This is a genomic window from Bradyrhizobium sp. BRP23 (genome assembly GCF_020194135.1).
Taxonomy (GTDB): Bacteria; Pseudomonadota; Alphaproteobacteria; order Rhizobiales; family Xanthobacteraceae; genus Bradyrhizobium; species Bradyrhizobium yuanmingense.
The window spans coordinates 269,438-287,478 of sequence record NZ_JADYVW010000010.1 but is presented as its reverse complement, the minus strand read 5'-3'; the positions used below and the strand labels follow the sequence as shown (position 1 = coordinate 287,478).

The window sequence follows — 18,041 nt, the reverse complement described above, 5'->3', positions numbered from 1 at the left end:
CGGGCTCGATGCTTCGCACGCCCCGGAATGACGCCTACGGAGTCATTTCCCCCCGCCGCGGCTCAGCAAGAACACCGCCTGCTCGCCGAACATGTTCCACACCCACCAGGGCAAGTTCAACGGCACCGGGCGGCCGTAGAGATCGAGCGCGACCGAGCGCTCCATCTTGACGTTGATCTCGTCGCAGAGCTGCACGAAATCCTTGATGGTGCAGAAATGGATGTTGGCGGTGTCGTACCAGGTCGCCGGCAGATTCTCGGTGCGCGGCATGTGGCCGCCGATCAGGAGCTGGAGTCGCATCTTCCAGAACCCGAAATTCGGGAACGAGACGATGGCGCGGCGGCCGATGCGCAGCAGGTTCTCCAGCACGACCTTCGGCTGCCGCGTCGCCTGCAGCGTCTGCGACAGGATCACGTAGTCGAAGGCATCGTCGGGATAGTTGACGAGATCGGTGTCGGCATCGCCCTGCACCACCGCGAGCCCCTTGGCGACGCAGCGGTTGACGCCCTCGCGCGACAATTCGATGCCGCGGCCGTCGATGCCGCGGGTCTCCAGCAGCTGAAGCAGATCGCCGTCGCCGCAGCCGACGTCGAGCACCTTCGAGCCCGGCTTGACCATCTCGGCGACCAGCCGATGATCGGCGCGATAATCACCGGACGGCATGGCCGCAACGCCGTCCAGCGGCAACACTTCCTGCACGGACATCGCTAACGGTCCTCGAGGTTGAGCCCGCGGGCCTTGCCTGCCGATTGCAGGAAGGCGCGGGAGATGTCGAAAAATTCGGGCACGTCGAGCAGGAAGGCGTCATGGCCGCGATCAGTCTCGATCTCGGCGAAGGACACCCGCGCGCTCGAGGCGTTCAGCGCGTGCACCAGTGCGCGCGATTCCGAGGTCGGAAACAGCCAGTCACTGGTGAAGGAGACCACACAGAAGCGGGTCTCGATGCCGGCGAAGGCCTTGGCCAGCACGCCGCCGTGGTCGGCGGCGATGTCGAAATAGTCCATCGCCCGCGTCAGGTAGAGATAGGAATTGGCGTCGAAGCGCTCGACGAAGGACGAGCCTTGATAACGCAGATAGGATTCGACCTGGAAATCGGCGTCGAACGAGAAGGTCGGCAGCTCGCGGTCCTGCATGCGCCGGCCGAACTTGCGGTGCAGCGCCGCGTCCGAGAGATAGGTGATGTGCGCCGCCATCCGCGCCACCGCGAGCCCGCGATGCGGATGGATCCCGCGATCGGCATAGCCGCCGCCATGCCAGTCGGGGTCGGCCATCACGGCCTGGCGGCCGAGCTCGTGGAAGGCGATGTTCTGCGCCGAGTGCCGCGTCGCGCAGGCGATCGCCAGCGCGGAGTACACGCGCTCCGGATAGGCGGCGGTCCATTGCAGCACCTGCATGCCGCCCATCGAGCCGCCGACGACGGCAAACAGCGTGTCGATGCCGAGCCGGTCGATCAGCATCGCCTGCGCGCGCACCATGTCCGGAATGGTGATGACGGGGAAGTCCAGGCCCCAGACCTTGCCGGTGGCGGGATTGATCGACGCCGGCCCGGTCGAGCCCATACAGCCGCCGATCACGTTGGAGCAGATGATGAAGTAGTGCTTGGGATCGATGGGTCGGCCGGGACCGACCAGCGTCTCCCACCAGCCCGGCTTGCCGGTGACGGGATGTACGTTGGCGACATGCTGGTCGCCGGTCAGCGCATGGCAGATCAGCACCGCATTGGAGCGATCGGCATTGAGCTCGCCATAGGTCTGGTAGGCGATCTGGAACGGGGTGAGATCGACGCCGCAATCGAGCCGCAGCGGCTGCTCGGTGCCGAAATGCGCAACCAGCGAGCTTGGATGATCGACCTCGTGCGACCGCTCGTCGGCGCTGATCGCAGGACTCGGTATCGACTTGACGCTACCCATCTCGGACATCGACCTCGTTTGCGACTGGCTGCTCGACCGCGCCGCTGACATCAGGCCATGAAAAACCCGGCCTGAACGATAGGTTCGGCCGGGATCGGAAGCGTCCCCGGCCTGTTTAGCGAGTTTTTTAACGTGGCTGCAAGCCGGCCGGCTCAAATGACCACGGAACGGGCAAAAGCTACCGTCTTGGGCGGTTTTCGTCAAGTCGCGGCCCGGATCGGCCCAATTCGCCTCTGCCGCAACGCCTGCAAAGCACGTCATTTCTCTTTGCTTTCGCCGCCACGACTGCCTAATCAGGACATCCCCCACCGGAACGATCGACGACCAGACATGTCCCAACGTCCGCCCGCGCCACCATCGCTGCAGGAACTGCGCAAGGAGATCGACGCGATCGACGAGGGCATGCATCGCCTCCTCATGCAGCGCGGCGAGATCATCGATCGCCTGATCCAGGTGAAGCAGACCCAGGAGGTCGGCTCGGCGTTCCGGCCCGCGCGCGAGGCTGCCATGATGCGCGAGATCGTGCAGCGTCATCGCGGCATCCTGCCGCTCGACACGGTCGAGAGCATCTGGCGCGTCATCATCTCGACCTTCACTTACGTACAGGCGCCGTTCTCGGTGCATGCCGACATCTCGGCCAGCGAGGCGGCGATGCGCGATTCCGTGCGCTTCAATTTCGGCTTCACCGTGCCTTACGTCGCGCATTTCAGCGCACAGGCCGCGGTCGAGGCGGTAGCGAAATCCAAGGGTGATCTGGCAATGGTCTCGGCGACCTCGAGCCGCACGCCATGGTGGCTGGAGCTGGAGGCCGACGGCGCACCGAAGATCATCGCGCGGATGCCCTTCATCGAGCGCGCCGATCATCCGGCCGCCTTGCCGGTGTTCGCGATCTCGCGCGTTGCGGACAGCGCCCTGGTGACGGAGGTCGAGACGTTCAGCGTGCGCGTCTCCGGATGGAACGCCGAGGTCGCCCGCGCGCTGTCGCCGCTCGCCGAGATCGTGGCCGTGCCCGATACCGCCTTCGACGGCGCGGCGCTGCTGGTCTCGGTCACCGGCGCGACCAGCATCGACAAGATCAGGGCTGCCCTGATCGAGGCGGGGGCCTCGGTGCGCTCTGTGGCCCTCGTCGGCAGCCACGCAACGCGCTATACGGTGCCCCCGACCGGGCCGAAATCGTAAAATCGCGAGCAGCCCAGCCTATCCGGAGTCCAAGATGTCCCGCCCCGTGCCGAATCCCGGCATTCTCGATATTGCGCCCTACACGCCCGGCAAGAGCCCGGTGCCGGAGCCGGGCCGCAAGGTGTTCAAACTCTCCGCCAACGAGACGCCGTTCGGGCCCTCGCCCAAGGCGATCGAAGCCTTCAAGCGCGTGGCAGATCATCTGGAGGACTACCCGGAAGGCACCTCGCGCGTGCTGCGCGAGGCGATCGGCCGCTCGTTCGGGCTCGATCCCAACCGCATCATCTGCGGCGCCGGCTCGGACGAGATCCTCAATCTGCTCGCGCACACCTATCTCAGCCAGGGCGACGAGGCGATCTCGACCACGCACGGCTTCCTTGTCTACCCGATCGCGACGATGGCGGTCGGCGCCAGGAACGTCATCGCCCAGGAGACCAACCTCACCGCCGACGTCGACGCCATCCTGAAGGCCGTGACGCCGAAGACGAAGCTGGTCTGGCTCGCCAACCCCAACAACCCGACCGGCACCTATCTTCCGTTCGACGAGGTCAAGCGGCTGCGCGCCGGCCTGCCCTCGCACGTGCTGCTGGTGCTGGACGCCGCTTATTGCGACTACGTCTCGCGCAACGACTATGAGATGGGAATCGAGCTCGTCGCCACCACCGAGAACACGGTGGTGACGCACACCTTCTCCAAGATCCACGGTCTTGCCGCGCTGCGCATCGGCTGGATGTTCGGGCCCGAGCACGTCATCGACGCGGTCAATCGCATCCGCGGTCCCTTCAACGTGTCGACGCCGGCGATGTATGCCGCGGTCGCCGCGATCGAGGATACCGCGCATCAGGCGATGTCGAAGCAGTTCACCGAGACCTGGCGCAACTGGCTCACCGAGGAGATCGGCAAGCTCGGGCTGAAGGTGACGCCGAGCGTCGCCAATTTCGTGCTGATCCACTTCCCGACCGATAAGGGCAGGACCGCCGATGACGCCGATGCCTTCCTGACCAGGCGGGGGCTCGTGCTGCGCGGCTTGAAGAATTACGGCCTGCCGCATGCGCTGCGCATGACCATCGGCACCGAGGAGGCCAACCGCCTCGTCGTCGAAGGCTTGCGCGACTTCATGGGCGGCAAATGAGTGCGCAGGGGTACTTCCAGCGCGTCGCGCTGATCGGCTTCGGCCTGATCGGCGGCTCGATCGCGCGCGCTGCGAAGCTCCAGGGGCTGGCCGGTGAAATCGTCACCACCGCGCGCTCGGAGAAGACGCGCGCACGCGTCGCCGAGCTCGGCATCGTCGATCAGGTGGTGGCGACCAATGCGGAGGCCGTGAGGGATGCCGATCTCGTCATTCTCTGCATTCCCGTCGGCGCCTGCGGACCCGTAGCGCAGGAGATCGCGCCGCATCTCAAGCCGGGTGCGATCGTCTCCGACGTCGGCTCGGTCAAGGGCGCTGTGGTCCGCGACATGGCCCCGCATCTGCCGGGCGGCATTCATTTCGTGCCGGCGCATCCGGTGGCAGGCACCGAGCATTCCGGCCCGGATTCGGGCTTCGCCGAGCTCTTCATCAACCGCTGGTGCATCCTGACCCCGCCTGATGGCAGCGACGCAGCGGAGACGGAGCACCTGCGCGCGTTCTGGGCGGCGATGGGCGCCAAGGTCGAGGTGATGACGCCGGATCATCACGACCTCGTGCTCGCCATCACCAGCCACCTGCCGCATCTGATCGCCTACACCATCGTCGGCACCGCCGACGAATTGGCGCAGGTGACGGAATCCGAGGTGATCAAATTCTCCGCCGGCGGTTTTCGCGATTTCACCCGCATCGCGGCGTCCGATCCGACGATGTGGCGCGACGTCTTCCTCGCCAACAAGGAGGCCGTGCTGGAGATGCTCGGCACCTTCACCGAGGATCTCGCCAAACTCACCCGCGCGATCCGCCGCGGCGACGGGGAGGCGCTGTTCGACCACTTCACCCGCACCCGCGCCATCCGCCGCGGCATCGTCGAGATCGGCCAGGATTCCGCAGCGCCCGATTTCGGACGGCCGCATGCGGCGCTGAAGAAGCCGTGAGCCTGTAGCCCGGACAAAGCTGCGTAGCCCGGATGGAGCACAAGCGTAATCCGGGACAGTGCCAGCTGTGATCAAGAACCCCGGATTGCGCTGCGCTCCATCCGGGCTACGGGAGCCACCTAATACAGCGGCGGGATCTGGCCGACCTTGACCGGGCCGAGCAGCACGGCACCGTCGACGAATTTCAGCGGGAAGCTCCGCGCTTTCTTACCTTCCAGCGTGCTCTCGGTACCGATCGAATTGATGCCGGCGGCAACGCCGGCATTGGCGTTCTGCTTGATGACCTTGCCGAGGCCCGGCACGGCGCGGTCGAGCGCGCCGAACAGATTGTTGAGGTCCTGCGACTTCACGCCCGGCGCAACGCGGTCCAGCGTGGCCTGCGGCACGCCCTCCTCCAGCATCTTCTCGATGCCGAGCGCCGGGATCACGCGCTCGAGGCCGGTCACCGTCATCTGCAATTCGCCGTCGAGCCGGCCGTTGGGCGACAGGCCGAGCGTGCCGGCCGCGACCGCGATCATCTCGCCCTGCTGAATGCGCGACTGCACGATCTCGATGTGACCGCCGGCGGCCTGGATCTCGCGGAAGCGCTGCGGCCACGGTTTGGGCGTGAGGTCGGAGAGGCCGGTGATCTTGGCGCGGGTGTCCGCCTCGAACGGCTCGGCGAGCAGCGGATGCACGCCCTGGATGCTGCCCTGCGCGACATGGAGCACGGTCTCGATCACCGGATGATCGGCCGGCGAGCCATCGGCAAGGCGCCCGTGCAGCTCAACCTGCTTGGCGCGCGCAAGCGGCACCTGCACGCTGCCATCGAGACGGTTGAGGCTGGGGTCGTCGAACACGATGGAAGCGCGATCCGGCACAGCCGGCAGACCCGCCACACTGGCGCGGCCCTTGCTCCAATTCACGGTGAAGGTGTTTTGCGTAATGCCGTCGATCAGCGTGGCGGGCGCTGCGAATTCGGCGATGATGCGCTTGGGGTCGTAGACCTGGGCCACGACCAGGATGTTGTCGAGCTTGGCCGTGAACGGCGTCTTGCTCGCGTTCTGCGAGACCAGGGCGACGCTGGCGCCGGAGCACTGGACCTCGAAGCGGAACGGGAAGCCGGCGATCGAGCGCTTGGCACAATCATAGATGCGGCCGGCCTTGGCCTCCTGCGCCCGCCAGGCGTCGGCGACGATTTCGGCCTGCCACGCCGCATAGAACCAGAAGCAGGTCCAGCCGACGGCGAGGACCAGGACGAGAACGGGGGCAATGAAAAGGCCCCAGCGGGAGCGGCGGCCAGTGGCAACGGTCATATTGGACATGCGGCGACCCTTTGACGCCAGATTCAGGCAAATGTAAGCGGGGCGGGCCTGCGACGAAAGGCGCAGAAATCGCTTCGCTTGGGCGCAGGGTTCTGGTAGCCGTCCCCGAAATGTCCGAAATCACCCTCCCCTCCGTCACCACAGCCAAGGGCGACCTCTGGGTGTTCGGCTACGGCTCGCTGATGTGGCGGCCGGGCTTCGATTTCGAGGAGCGCGTCCCGGCGCGGCTGGTCGGCGAGCATCGCGCGCTCTGCGTCTATTCTTTCGTGCATCGCGGCACGCCGGAGAAGCCGGGCCTGGTGCTCGGACTCGACCGCGGCGGCGCCTGCCGCGGCATCGCCTTCCGCGTCGCCGAGAAGAACCGTGCCGAAGTGGTCGCCTATTTGCGCGCACGCGAGCAGGTCACCTCGGTCTATCGCGAGGTGATGCGCTCGGTGTGGCTGGAGAACGATGCACGCCAGCGCGTCGCCGCGCTCGCCTACGTCGTCGACCGCGGTCATGTGCAATATGCCGGCCGCCTCTCGCTCGCCGAGCAGCACCGCCATGTCGTCCAGGGCCACGGCCAGTCCGGCGCCAACCGCGACTACGTCACCGCGACGGTGAAGGCGATCGAGGCCGAAGGCTTTCGCGACACGCAGCTGCATCAGCTTGCATTGATGCTGCACGGTGATGCGCATTCCCTGCACGCGGCGGCTCGGGACCAGGATCGGGAAAGCCGCTAAAGCATGACCCGGAAAAGTGCGAAGCGGTTTTCCGGAAAGATCATGCGTAAACAACAACCTAGAGCGCGATGAAGATTCATCCCAATCTCATCGCGCTTTAGCCGGTCGGCGCGTAGCTCGGCGCCGAGCCGATCAACTGCTCCTGCTCCTTCCGTCCTGCTTCGACGAGCCGGGCGGTCGCGTCCTCGATCGCCGCTTGCACGCGTGCGAGAAACTCGTCCTTCGGCAGGCCCGGCGGCAACGGTTCGAGAAACTCGACCACCAGCGTGCCCGGGTAGCGCATGAAGGTGCGGCGCGGCCAGAACAGGCCGGAATTGAGCGCGATCGGCAGGCACGGCACGCCGCAGGAGGAATAGATCTGCGCAAAACCGGTCTTGTAATCGGGCGGCGCGCCCGGCGCACGGCGCGTGCCTTCCGGAAAGATCACGAGCTGCTTTCCACTGCGCACCGCCTCGCGCGCGCGCCGCGTCATATCGAGCAGCGCCTTCACGCCGGCATTGCGGTCGATCGCGATCATCCCGGTCTTGACCAGGAACTGGCCGAACACCGGGATCTGCATCAGCTGGCGCTTGAGGATGAAGATCGGGCGATTGAAAAAGCCCGGCAGCACGAAAGTCTCCCAGAACGACTGATGCTTGGCCACGATCAGCAGCGGTCCTGTCGGGATCTTCTCCACCCCGCGGAATTCCACCTTGATGTTGCAGACCAGGCGCATCAGGACCAGCGTGGCCTTGGCCCACCATTGCGCCACCGTCAGCATGGCGCGCGGCGGCAATGCAAAGGTCGGCAGCGCAACGATCGCCAGACAGACCAGCACGGCGTAGAACAGCACGTTGAACACGAGCGATCGCAGGAAAATCAGGAACATCGATGGTCCGATCAATTGGCCTGCGCGGTGGCGGGCCGCTTCGGTTGCTGACCTGCAGGCTGCTCCGACATCTCAGGCCAAAGGTCAATCCCGAAATCCTCCAGCCGCACCCTGAGCTCGGCCGCAACGTACTTGACGTATTCGGACAGGAGCAGCCGCAGCGTCGAGCCTGAGATCCACCACGGCTCCTCGCGCCATTTTTCGCCGACCACCGCGAACGGGATCAGCGTCGTCCGCGGCATCGCATGCGAGAATTCCACCAGCGCGCGCGGCATGTGATAGTTCGAGGTGACCACGATCAGAGACGTAAATCGGCGTCCCTCGGCCCAGCGCCGCGCCTCCGCCGCGTTGCCGCGGGTCGTGAGCGCGGTGCGGTCGAGGTCGACGCAACAGGTCATGAAGGACTGATTCTCCGGCAAGGTGCGGGAGATGTCGTTCGCCGTCGAGGTCGGATGCACGCCGGAAATCAGGAGCCGCCTGCCGTAGCCGGCAGCCAGCAGCTCCATCGCGTCCGATACCCGCGAGGAGCCGCCGGTCAGGACCACGATGCCGTCCGCCTTGCGATCGGGTACTTTCTCGGCCCCGCGCAATTGCGCCAGGAACGCAATGAAGCCCGCCGCCGCGCCGACGAAGGCGAGCGCGATCGTCGACACGATTGCCGCGCGCAGCCAGCCGCGCGGCAGTTTCGGCGATCGATCGTCGGTCGGCGAGCTCATGCGATGTCGGTGATCCCTTCCCGATCTGATTTTATGACGTTTTGAGGCGAAGTGGAGTCCGGTTTCTTCACCCTCTCCCCTTGTGGGAGAGGGTCGCATAGGCGGCCGCCGGCCGCCGTTCTTAAGAATGCCGATGCTTTGCATCGGCTATGGCGAAAGCGGCGAGACGGGTGAGGGGTTCTCTCCGCGCATTCACCTCGACATTTGTACGCGTGGACAGAACCCCTCCTCCGGCGCTTCGCGCCACCTTCTCCCACAAGGGGAGAAGGGAAGAAAAGAAACTCAATCAACATCGTTCAATGTCGCGAACAGCGTTTGGCGCGAGGCGACTGCGGTAATGGCGCCGATCAGGACGGCCTGAACCGCGAGCACGATGTAGCCGGAGGGGCGCAGCGAGAAGGTGCCGAGCAGCGCGGCGAACTGGTCGCCGACGGGAGTCCCGGAAAACCAGCCTGCGATGGACTCGGAGAAGCCGAACATCAGCATGGCGGCACCGCCGCCGATCACGCCGCCCTCCAGGCCCAGCCTGAGGAAATGACGCAGGAAGTGGTTGGCGATGTAGCGGTCGCCGGCGCCAACGAAATGCAGGACCTCGACGATCGGACGGTTCGCCGCCATTGCGCCGCGCGTCGCGAACGACACCGAGATGATGGTTGCGACGATGACGAGCGCGAGGATGCCGAGGCCGGCCAGCACGGTGGCGTTCGTCATCAGGCGCATGCGCTCGATCCAGGCGCGGTGATCGTCGACGCTGGCGCTAGGGGCGACCTGCGCCACGCGCGCGCGCAAGGCGCCGAGATCGAGCGGCGTGCCCGGCTGCACGCGCGCGATGATCATGCGTGGCACCGGCAGATCGTCCATCGACAGGCCGGTGCCGAGCCAGGGCTCGAGCAGCTTGCCGCTCTCGTCCCTGGTGAACGGCTTGACCTCGACGATACCGGCTTGCGTGCGCATCGCTTCCGCCACGGCGGCGGTGTCGCGATCGAGATCGCGGCCGGCCTGCGGACGAATCTGGATGGTGATTTCGCTCGCGACATCCGATTGCCATTCGGCGGCGGAGGCACTCACCAGCAGCACCGTGCCCGTGGCCATCGAGGCGAGGAACGTCATGATGGCGACCACCGCGAGCAGCGCTCTGCCGTGGATCGAGGCGCGCGGCACGATCGGCGACATGTTGCGCGCCTTGGCCGGAAGCTGCGGACGCTCCTGCCCGAGATCGACCAGCACGCCGCGCTCGTCCAGCCTACTCATAGACGTGCAGCCGTCCCTGGTGCAGCACCAGGCGCCGCGCCTCGTACTGGTCCATCAGGCCGATGTCGTGGGTGGCGATGATGACGGCGGTGCCTGATTTGTTGAGCTCGATGAACAACCGCAGCAGCCGACGGCCGAGCGTCGGATCGACGCTGCCGGTCGGCTCGTCCGCGAGCAGCAGCTGCGGCCGCGAGATCACGGCGCGCGCGATCGCGGCGCGCTGCTTCTCGCCGCCCGACAGGATCGGCGGCAGCGCGTCCATGCGGTCGCCGAGGCCGACCCAGCGCAACAGATCGATCACCTCCTTGCGGTAGCTCGACTCGCTGCGGCCCATGACGCGGAATGGCAGCGCGACGTTCTCATAGGTCGTCATGTGATCGAGCAGGCGAAAATCCTGGAGTACGATGCCGATGCGCTTGCGCAGGTCTGCGATCTCGTCCTTGCCGAGCTGCGAGATGTCGTGGCCGAACAGATTGACGAGGCCCCGCGTCGGTCGATGCGACAGGAACAACAGGCGCAGCAGCGACGTCTTGCCGGCGCCGGACGGTCCGGTGAGAAACTGGAAGGAATGCGCGGGGATCTGGAAGGTGAGGTCGCGCAAAATCTCCGGCCCCAGACCGTAACGCAATCCGACATTTTCGAACCGAACCAAGCTCAGCTCCGTTCGAGAGGAGGCGCGGGCCGCCTTGCGGCGCTCCGCCATACGCGATCAACGGGTTTTGCCGCCGTTATGGTTTCCGGTTCGTTAACGGTCGCCCAGTAGCATAAGGGGCGCCCGGTCTCCGCGACCGTGGCATCGTCAAGACCTTCGTTCATGCATCAAGGCTCGTCCATGCATATCGTCTGCCCCCATTGTATGACATCCTACGCCATCAAGCTCGCGAGCCTTGGGGCGAACGGGCGGGCGGTCCGCTGCTCCCGCTGCAAGGAGACCTGGATCGCCCACGCCGAGGATGCCATCGAGGAGGCGTCCGTTCCGGCCATGGCCGCGGCCAGCCGAGCCGACGACCAGTCCGACCTCGCCGAACAATGGAACTCCTATGCCAAGGACGACGGCGCCACTGATACGCCGGTCGTCGATAGTCCCTCGATCGCCAGCGACTGGCCGGATGAGGAGACCCGCGAGACCGAGGACGAATGGTCGGCAGCGGCCCGGCAGGCCGAAGAGGAGGCCGTCGGCGCGCAGCACCAGTCCTGGTTCCGCAGCCTGTTCCCTCGCCGCGGCGCGCGGGTGAGCCGCCCGGTCGCCACCACGGCTCCGCGCAAATCCTATCTTGGCCTGCCGACCGCCTGCGCCGCGATGGGCGCGCTGGTGCTGGCACTGGTGCTCTGGCGCGGCGATGTGGTGCGGCTGCTGCCGCAGACGGCAGCGTTCTACAAGATGGTCGGGCTCGAGGTGAACTTGCGGGGTCTCGCCTTCAAGGACGTCAAGCTCTCCAGCGAGACCGTGGACGGTAAACAGGTGTTGGTGATCGAGGGCGTCATCGTCGGCGACGGCAAGAAGCCGCTCGACATTCCGCGGCTGCGCTTTGCCGTGCGCGACGCCCAAGGCGCGGAGATCTATGCCTGGAACACGGTGCTGGAGCAGACTGTGCTGCGGCCAGGTGAGCGCGCCTTCTTCCGCTCGCGCCTGGCCTCACCGCCGCCGGAGGGCCGCAACATCGACGTTCGTTTCTTCAACCGGCGCGACATTGCCGGCGGCAGCGTATAATCGCCCCCAGGGGAGGTTGATACCAAGGTTCGTCTCATGCCGAAGATCTTGATCGCCGACGACGAGGATTCGATGCGCGCGCTGGTGGCGCGCGCCATCGCCATGGACGGCCACGAGACCGTCACCGCCCAGGACGGCGCAGAGGGGCTGGAGATCCTGACCCGCGAGGATGGCGCCTTCGACCTGTTGCTCACCGACATCCAGATGCCGGTGATGGACGGCATCGCGCTGGCGCTCTCCGCGGCGCGCGATTTTCCCGACCTGACCATCCTGCTGATGACCGGCTTTGCCGACCAGCGCGAGCGCGCCTCGAACCTGAACGCGCTGGTGCATGACGTCGTGACCAAGCCGTTCTCGGTCGCCGATATCCGCACGGCGGTCGCCGATGCGCTGGCGGCGAAGAAGGGCTAGCGTCGGCATTCGCCACACATGCCGCTGTCATGCCCCGCCTAGTGCGCAATTGCGCACGGGGGGCGGGGCATCCAGTACGCCGCTGCTTCTCGATTCAATCACTGCGGTCTCGGCGTACTGGATCGCCCGGCCAAGCCGGGCGATGACACCGAGTGTGGAGTTAAAACTCCTTCAGCAGCCGCTCGAGATAATCGAGCTCGATCTGCGGCCGCGAAGGATCGCCGAGACGGCGGCGGAGCTCTTCGAGAATACGGCGGACCCGCTGTGTGTCGATCTCGCCGGGAATCTTGACCGTGTAATCGTCGCCATATTCGCGCCCATGCAGCGGCCGGCCGAGCGGATCGGTCTGGTTGCCGCCGCTCTGCTGCCGGCCGGCACGCTGGCCGGGGCCGTCGCCCTGGCCGTCGCCATCGCCCTGCTGCATCGCCTCGGCCATCTTCTGCGCACCCTTGCGCATGGCGTCGAGTGCCTTGCCCTGCGAGTCCACGGCGCCGTCGGCATTACCCTCGCCGAGCTTTGATCCGGCATCGCCCATGGCACCGTCGGCTGCGTCCAGGCTGCCGTCATCGCCCTGGTCGCCATCCTGATCGCCGTTCTGGCCGGGCTGGCCCTGCTCGCCTTGCTGACCCTTCTGGCCCTTCTGTGCCTGCTGGCCCTGCTGACCCTTCTGCCCCTTCTGGGTGAGGCCGCGCTTGGCAAGCTCGTCCTGCAGCTTCTTCAGGCGGTCGCGCAGTCCCTGCTGGTCCTGCTGCAGCTCCGACATGGACTGATCGCCCTGCTGCTGCTTGCCGCGCGAGCGGTCGCGCCTGGAATCCTGGCCCTGCTTGAACGTCTTGTCGCGCAATTGCTGCTGCTTGCGGATCATGTCGCCGAGCTCATTGAGCGCCTGCTCCATGTCACTCTCGCCGGACTGCCCCGGCTGCGCCATCTGCAGGCCCTCCAGCATCTGCTGGAGCTGGTCGAGCAATTGCTTGGCCGCATCCTTGTCGCCGGAGCGCGACAGGCGCTCCATCCGATCGATCATGTTCTGCAGATCCTGCTGACGCAGGACCTTGGTGTTCGGATCGAGCGGCCGCGCCAGCTGCTGCGGGTCATTGTTGTTGCGGAACTGCTCGGCGAGCTGGCGCATGAAATCGTTCAGCGCCTGACGCAGATCCTGCGTGAGCTTCTTGATCTCCTCGTCGCTTGCACCGCGCTCCAGCGCCTGCTTCAGCGCCTCCTGGGCCGCGCGCAACGCCTTCTCGACGTCGGAGATCTTGCCGTCCTCGATCGTCACCGCAAGCGCCCACAGGCTCGCCACGACCTCGCGCAAGGCATCGTCGGTACGCGCCGCTTCGAGCTGCCGGGCCACGCTGTGCAGGCCGAGATATTGTCCCGGCTCCGGCGTGAACATCTCGGGCGCGATCATCAGCCCGTCGAGCGCGGCATAGACGTCCGAATTCTTGTTGGCGTCGAGCGCGAGGATGCGGCGCTGCTCGATCAATGCACGGGCCAGCGGCTTGGTGAAGAGCCGCTCGGGCAGGCGCATGTTGAACGGCTCGCTGGCGGCCTCGTTGCCGGCCTCGTCCTTGACCGTGAGCGTCAGCGTGACCTCGGCGCCGGCATAGGGATCCTCGCTGAGATCCTTCACGGATTGCCCGACGCCGTTGCGGGTGCGCGCATTCGGCAGGGCGAGCGGGAATTTCGGCGGCTGGAACAGCGGCCGCGGCGCCGTCCTGCTGTCGCCATCACCGGCGGCGGCCTTCGGACCATCCTTGGGGCCATCCTTAGGGCCATCCTTGGCACCATCTTTGGCGTCGGTCGGCCGCGGGGCGAATTTCGCCTCGGCGCCGGTGACGCCGTAATCGTCCTCGATCTTGTAGGAGAGCTGGAGCGCGCCGCGCGCCTGGCGCTCCGGGTCCTTCGCGAGCGCGATCGTCGGCGGACGATCCGGCGTGGCGGCGAAGGCCCATTGCGGCTGGCCGGAGGGCGCCCGGACATGCGCGGTGCCGTCGCCGGAAATCGCGAAATGCCTTTCGTTGGTCCCCTTGGGGCTGGCTTCGGCCGGGGCGACCTCCTTGAGGCCGCCGGAGACGGCGACATCCAGGTTGCCGCCGGAGGAGCGCACGATCAGGGTCGAGCCGGCGGGAACGGCAAGCGGGCCGCTGGCGGGCAGCGCCGCGGCTTCCTTGTTGGCGGCCGACAGGATGACCGGCGGCCTGCCGGTGTAGAGCGGCGGCGTGACCCAGGCATCGACGCGAACATTGGCCGGCGCCAGCACCCCGTTCCAGTCGAAGGCGGCGCCAAGGCGCATCGCACGCTCGTCACCCGCGGCAAAGAAGGTCGCGACCAGCATCACCATTACGAGGGCACGCAGCGCCCAGGGGTCGTGAAGCGCGAGCCGGGGCTGCGGCACACCGGCGCGGATGCGCTTGATGGAGGCGAGCGTGCGCTCGCGCTGCGCCTGCCACAGCGCCTGCGCGACCGGGTCCTGTGAGGTCAGCGTGTCCGTGAGCGCGGTGGCCGGGCGGTGCCGGATGCCGGAGCCACGGTCGAGCCGAGCCAGCGCTTCCTCGCGGCTCGGCCAGCGGAAGCGAATCAGCGGGAACAGGGCGGCCGCCGCGATCGCGGCGAAGAGGGCGAGACCGACGGCCCTGGCCGTGAACGGCAGCGCCAGCCAGAGGCCGGCCCAGGACACCACCAGGAACAGGCCGACGACGGTCAGAAGGCGCGCCGCATTGGGCCAGGCACGCTCCCACGCGATGGCATAAGTCGCCCGATCAAGGGCCTGCGCCAGCTTCAGCCGCGACAGCGCATCGCCGTTGCGGATCGGGTCTGACGGCTCGGGGGTGAGGCCGTTCAATCAACTCTCCAGGTTGCCCGGTAGAGCAGAGCCTATCACAACGGCAGCACTGAGGCATCCGTTCCCGTACGGGAGCGCCTCCTTTTCCCGCATAACACGAGGACGTGACTGGCCGGGTGCAACCCCGTAATTTCCGCGCGCCAATCTCGAGGGAGACGAAGGAAACGCCATGGACAAGAAGATGCACGACAAGGGCCTGGAAGTCCGCAAAGCGGTGCTGGGCGAGGCCTATGTCAACAACGCCCTGAAGAACGTCGACGATTTCAACCGCCCGTTCCAGGAGATGCTCAACGAATATTGCTGGGGCACGGTGTGGGGCCGCGAGGAGCTGCCGCGCAAGACCCGCAGCATGCTCAACATCGCCATGATCGCGATCCTCAACCGTCAGCACGAGTTTCGCGCGCACCTGAAGGGCGCGCTGACCAATGGCGTCACCCGCGAGGAGATCCGCGAGATCCTGATGCAGGTCGCGATCTATGGCGGCATGCCGGCTGCGGTCGACAGCTTCCGCATCGCGCGCGAGGTGTTCGCGGAGATCGACGGGAAGGCGTGAGACCCAGCGCCAATCTCAACTGTCGTCCCGGGCGCGCGAAGCGCGAGCCCGGGACCCATAGCCACAGGACGATGTTGCTACGACGACTCGGAGTGGCGCCTTTGCGGGACGATTCCTCCTTGTGGTTATGGGTCCCGGGCTCATCGCTTCGCGATGCCCCGGGACGACGAGCGGAGAACGATCGCCGCTTCACGTACAACGACGAAGAGATAAGGAAACACCATGGACATCGGATTCATCGGGCTCGGAAACATGGGTTTCCCGATGGCGCGGCGGCTGATCGAGGCGGGGCACAGGCTCGTCGTATTCGACACGCGCAAGGAGGTTATCGGCAAGCTGGTCGCGCGCGGTGCCCTTGCCGCGTCGTCGCCGAAGGACGTCGCTGACCAGGCCGAGACCGTCATGGCGAGTTTGCCTTCGCTGCAGGCTTCCCTGGACGTTGCCACCGGCGCCGACGGCGTGATCGAGGGCAAGCGCGCCAAACGTTTCGTCGATCTCTCCACCGTCGGCTCGGCAATGGCTGTGAAGATTCACGGGCTGCTCACCGAGCGCGACATCGTGCAGATCGACTGTCCCGTCTCCGGCGGCGTCGGCGGCGCCGAGAAGGGCACGCTTGCCGTGATGGTGTCAGGCCCGAAAGCCGAGTTCGCGTTGCTCAAGCCTGCGCTTGAGGTGATCGGAAAGGCGTTCTTCATCGGCGAGAAGCCGGGCGCGGCGCAGACCATGAAGCTGGCCAACAATTTTCTGTCGGCGACCGCGATCGTGGCGACGTCGGAAGCCGTGGTGATGGGCGTGAAGGCCGGGCTCGATCCCGCCGTGATGATCGACGTCATCAATGCCGGCTCGGGCATGAACACCGCGAGCCGCGACAAGTTTCCGCGCGCGGTGCTGCCGCGCACCTTCGACTTCGGCTTCGCCACGGGATTGATGGTGAAGGACGTGCGGCTGGCGCTGGAGGAGATGAAGCAGCTCGGCCTGTCGATGGAGGTCGCCGACGCGGTCGGACGGTTGTGGGAAACGGTGATCAGCGCCGAAGGCGCCGAGTCCGATTTCACCGCGGCGATCAAGCCGATCGAGAAGAAAGCGGGTGTGATCGTAGGCGGAAAAAACTGACGTTCAGCGAAATAGCGCGGTCGTGCTGAATCTGCTCGACAGTTCAAGCGGTTTTGCCCGACGGCCACGCATCATTCCGAAACCCCCAGTCTACTGTGCATGGGGTTGTTTTGCAGGTTTTGGTAGCGGCCTCACAGCCACGGCGCCGGCGTGTCCATTGCAATGAGCTGCTCCACCTCGATGCGCGGGCGCACCACGGCGTATTGGTCGCCCTTCACCAGCACCTCCGGCACCAAGGGCCGGGTGTTGTAGGTTCCGGCCTGCACCGCGCCATAGGCGCCTGCGGTCATGATGGCGAGGAGATCGCCGGGCGCGGGCGTCGGCAACGTGCGGTCGAGGGCAAGATAGTCGCCGGTCTCGCAGACCGGGCCGACGACATCGGCCTTGATGGTGGCGGCGCCCTTGGCCGGCTGCTTCACCGCCAGGATGTCGTGATGCGCCTCGTACAGTGTCGGGCGGATCAGGTCGTTCATGGCCGCGTCGATGATGACGAAATTCTTGCCGTCGCCGTGCTTCACATAGATCACCTTCGCGACCAGGATTCCGGCATTGCCGACGATCATGCGGCCCGGCTCGAACATCAGCGTGCAGCCGAGATTGTGGCTGACGCGCTTGACCATGGCGGCATAGGCGGCCGGCGCCGGCGGCGCCTCGCGATCCATGTAATAGGGAATGCCGAGACCGCCGCCGAAATCGACGTGGCTGATGTCGTGGCCGTCGCCGCGCAGCTCCTGTACGAATTCGGAGAGGATGCGGAACGCGGTCTCCATGCCGGACAGGTCGGTGATCTGGCTGCCGATATGCACGTCGGTGCCGGTCACCTTGATTCCGGGCAGCTTCGCCGCGCGCGCATAGACCTCGCGGGCATGCACGATCGGGATGCCGAACTTGTTCTCGGACTTGCCGGTGGAGATCTTTGCGTGCGTGCCGGCATCGACGTCGGGATTGACGCGGAGCGAGATGCGCGCGGTCTTGCCCATCTCGGTCGCCAGGCGCGACAGCAGCTCGAGCTCCGGCTCGGATTCGACGTTGAGGCAGAGGATGTCGGCGGCGAGCGCCGCGCGCAGCTCTGCCTCGGTCTTGCCGACGCCGGAGAAGACGATCTTGCTGGCGGGAATGCCGGCGGCCAAAGCGCGCTTCAGCTCGCCGCCCGAAACCACGTCGGCGCCGGCGCCGAGCTTGGCCAGCGTCCGCAGCACCGACTGGTTGGAGTTCGCCTTCATGGCGTAGCAGACCAGCACCTTCTCGCCGGCAAAGGCCTCGGTGAAGACGCGGTAATGCCGCTCCAGCGTTGCGGTCGAATAGCAGTAGAACGGCGTGCCGACGGTGGCGGCCAGCTCGGACAGGTTCACCGCCTCGGCGTGCAGCACGCCGTTGCGATAGTCGAAATGGTTCAT

Annotated in this window: 17 protein-coding genes and 1 riboswitch; of the genes, 8 read left to right on the top strand and 9 right to left on the bottom strand. The window is 66.2% G+C overall.

Annotated elements, in window-relative coordinates; all coding sequences use genetic code 11:
* Positions 1–42 precede the first annotated feature (42 nt).
* Both metW and I6F24_RS26705 read right to left on the bottom strand, forming a co-directional pair.
* On the bottom strand, positions 43–705 hold the full coding sequence (gene metW, locus I6F24_RS26710; RefSeq protein ID WP_225152205.1) for a methionine biosynthesis protein MetW: 663 nt from the start codon (positions 703–705) through the stop codon (positions 43–45).
* Between the two features lie 2 nt (positions 706–707).
* Positions 708–1,910, bottom strand: coding sequence for a homoserine O-acetyltransferase (locus tag I6F24_RS26705; RefSeq protein WP_225152223.1), 1,203 nt, complete (start codon positions 1,908–1,910; stop codon positions 708–710).
* 94 nt (positions 1,911–2,004) lie between these two features.
* Positions 2,005–2,084, bottom strand: a riboswitch (SAM riboswitch).
* 156 nt (positions 2,085–2,240) lie between these two features.
* On the opposite strand from I6F24_RS26705, the gene I6F24_RS26700 reads away from it, so the two are divergent.
* The 3 genes from I6F24_RS26700 to I6F24_RS26690 are packed head-to-tail and all read left to right on the top strand — an operon-like array spanning position 2,241 to position 5,153.
* Positions 2,241–3,089 carry a chorismate mutase gene (locus I6F24_RS26700; RefSeq protein WP_036040392.1) on the top strand — a complete coding sequence of 283 codons (849 nt, stop codon included), beginning with the start codon at positions 2,241–2,243 and terminating at the stop codon, positions 3,087–3,089.
* A gap of 34 nt (positions 3,090–3,123) precedes the next feature.
* Positions 3,124–4,221, top strand: a complete 1,098-nt coding sequence (gene hisC, locus I6F24_RS26695) for a histidinol-phosphate transaminase (RefSeq protein ID WP_225152203.1) — start codon at positions 3,124–3,126, stop codon at positions 4,219–4,221.
* Positions 4,218–5,153: a prephenate/arogenate dehydrogenase family protein gene (locus I6F24_RS26690; protein ID WP_225152200.1), complete on the top strand. Its 936-nt coding sequence runs from the start codon at positions 4,218–4,220 to the stop codon at positions 5,151–5,153. Before hisC ends, I6F24_RS26690 begins: the two co-directional genes overlap by 4 nt.
* 119 nt (positions 5,154–5,272) lie before the next feature.
* Here I6F24_RS26690 and I6F24_RS26685 read toward each other — a convergent pair whose 3' ends face one another.
* Positions 5,273–6,457 (bottom strand): DUF2125 domain-containing protein, encoded by a 1,185-nt coding sequence (locus I6F24_RS26685; RefSeq protein ID WP_036020798.1) that lies wholly within the window; start codon positions 6,455–6,457, stop codon positions 5,273–5,275.
* 110 nt (positions 6,458–6,567) lie between these two features.
* On the opposite strand from I6F24_RS26685, the gene I6F24_RS26680 reads away from it, so the two are divergent.
* Positions 6,568–7,179, top strand: coding sequence for a gamma-glutamylcyclotransferase (locus I6F24_RS26680; protein WP_109142250.1), 612 nt, complete (start codon positions 6,568–6,570; stop codon positions 7,177–7,179).
* Positions 7,180–7,276: 97 nt separating this feature from the next.
* On the opposite strand, the gene I6F24_RS26675 is transcribed toward I6F24_RS26680, so the two are convergent.
* The 4 genes from I6F24_RS26675 to ftsE form a co-directional block, all read right to left on the bottom strand.
* On the bottom strand, positions 7,277–8,047 hold the full coding sequence (locus I6F24_RS26675) for a lysophospholipid acyltransferase family protein (protein WP_225134267.1): 771 nt from the start codon (positions 8,045–8,047) through the stop codon (positions 7,277–7,279).
* A gap of 11 nt (positions 8,048–8,058) precedes the next feature.
* Positions 8,059–8,763 carry a YdcF family protein gene (locus tag I6F24_RS26670; RefSeq protein WP_035996919.1) on the bottom strand — a complete coding sequence of 235 codons (705 nt, stop codon included), beginning with the start codon at positions 8,761–8,763 and terminating at the stop codon, positions 8,059–8,061.
* Positions 8,764–9,045: 282 nt separating this feature from the next.
* Positions 9,046–10,014: an ABC transporter permease gene (locus I6F24_RS26665; protein WP_035996909.1), complete on the bottom strand. Its 969-nt coding sequence runs from the start codon at positions 10,012–10,014 to the stop codon at positions 9,046–9,048.
* Positions 10,007–10,666, bottom strand: a complete 660-nt coding sequence (gene ftsE / locus I6F24_RS26660) for a cell division ATP-binding protein FtsE (RefSeq protein ID WP_057028593.1) — start codon at positions 10,664–10,666, stop codon at positions 10,007–10,009. The genes I6F24_RS26665 and ftsE overlap by 8 nt, the downstream gene beginning before the upstream one ends.
* A 180-nt stretch (positions 10,667–10,846) precedes the next feature.
* Here ftsE and I6F24_RS26655 point away from each other — a divergent pair, with 180 nt between their 5' ends.
* Positions 10,847–11,725, top strand: a complete 879-nt coding sequence (locus I6F24_RS26655) for an MJ0042-type zinc finger domain-containing protein (RefSeq protein ID WP_225152198.1) — start codon at positions 10,847–10,849, stop codon at positions 11,723–11,725.
* A 36-nt stretch (positions 11,726–11,761) separates the two neighbouring features.
* A complete protein-coding gene (locus I6F24_RS26650) occupies positions 11,762–12,136 on the top strand; it encodes a response regulator (protein ID WP_225152196.1) in 375 nt (124 codons plus the stop codon).
* Positions 12,137–12,296: 160 nt separating this feature from the next.
* Here the strand turns inward: I6F24_RS26650 and I6F24_RS26645 are convergent, their stop codons facing one another.
* Positions 12,297–14,978 carry a TIGR02302 family protein gene (locus I6F24_RS26645; RefSeq protein WP_225152194.1) on the bottom strand — a complete coding sequence of 894 codons (2,682 nt, stop codon included), beginning with the start codon at positions 14,976–14,978 and terminating at the stop codon, positions 12,297–12,299.
* A 169-nt stretch (positions 14,979–15,147) separates the two neighbouring features.
* On the opposite strand from I6F24_RS26645, the gene I6F24_RS26640 reads away from it, so the two are divergent.
* Together I6F24_RS26640 and I6F24_RS26635 are read left to right on the top strand one after the other, a co-directional pair.
* Complete coding sequence (locus tag I6F24_RS26640) at positions 15,148–15,531, top strand: carboxymuconolactone decarboxylase family protein (RefSeq protein ID WP_028134137.1); 384 nt, start codon at positions 15,148–15,150, stop codon at positions 15,529–15,531.
* A 222-nt stretch (positions 15,532–15,753) separates the two neighbouring features.
* Positions 15,754–16,644, top strand: a complete 891-nt coding sequence (locus tag I6F24_RS26635) for an NAD(P)-dependent oxidoreductase (protein ID WP_225152192.1) — start codon at positions 15,754–15,756, stop codon at positions 16,642–16,644.
* A 131-nt stretch (positions 16,645–16,775) separates the two neighbouring features.
* Here the strand turns inward: I6F24_RS26635 and lysA are convergent, their stop codons facing one another.
* Positions 16,776–18,041 (bottom strand): diaminopimelate decarboxylase, encoded by a 1,266-nt coding sequence (lysA, locus tag I6F24_RS26630; RefSeq protein ID WP_225140780.1) that lies wholly within the window; start codon positions 18,039–18,041, stop codon positions 16,776–16,778.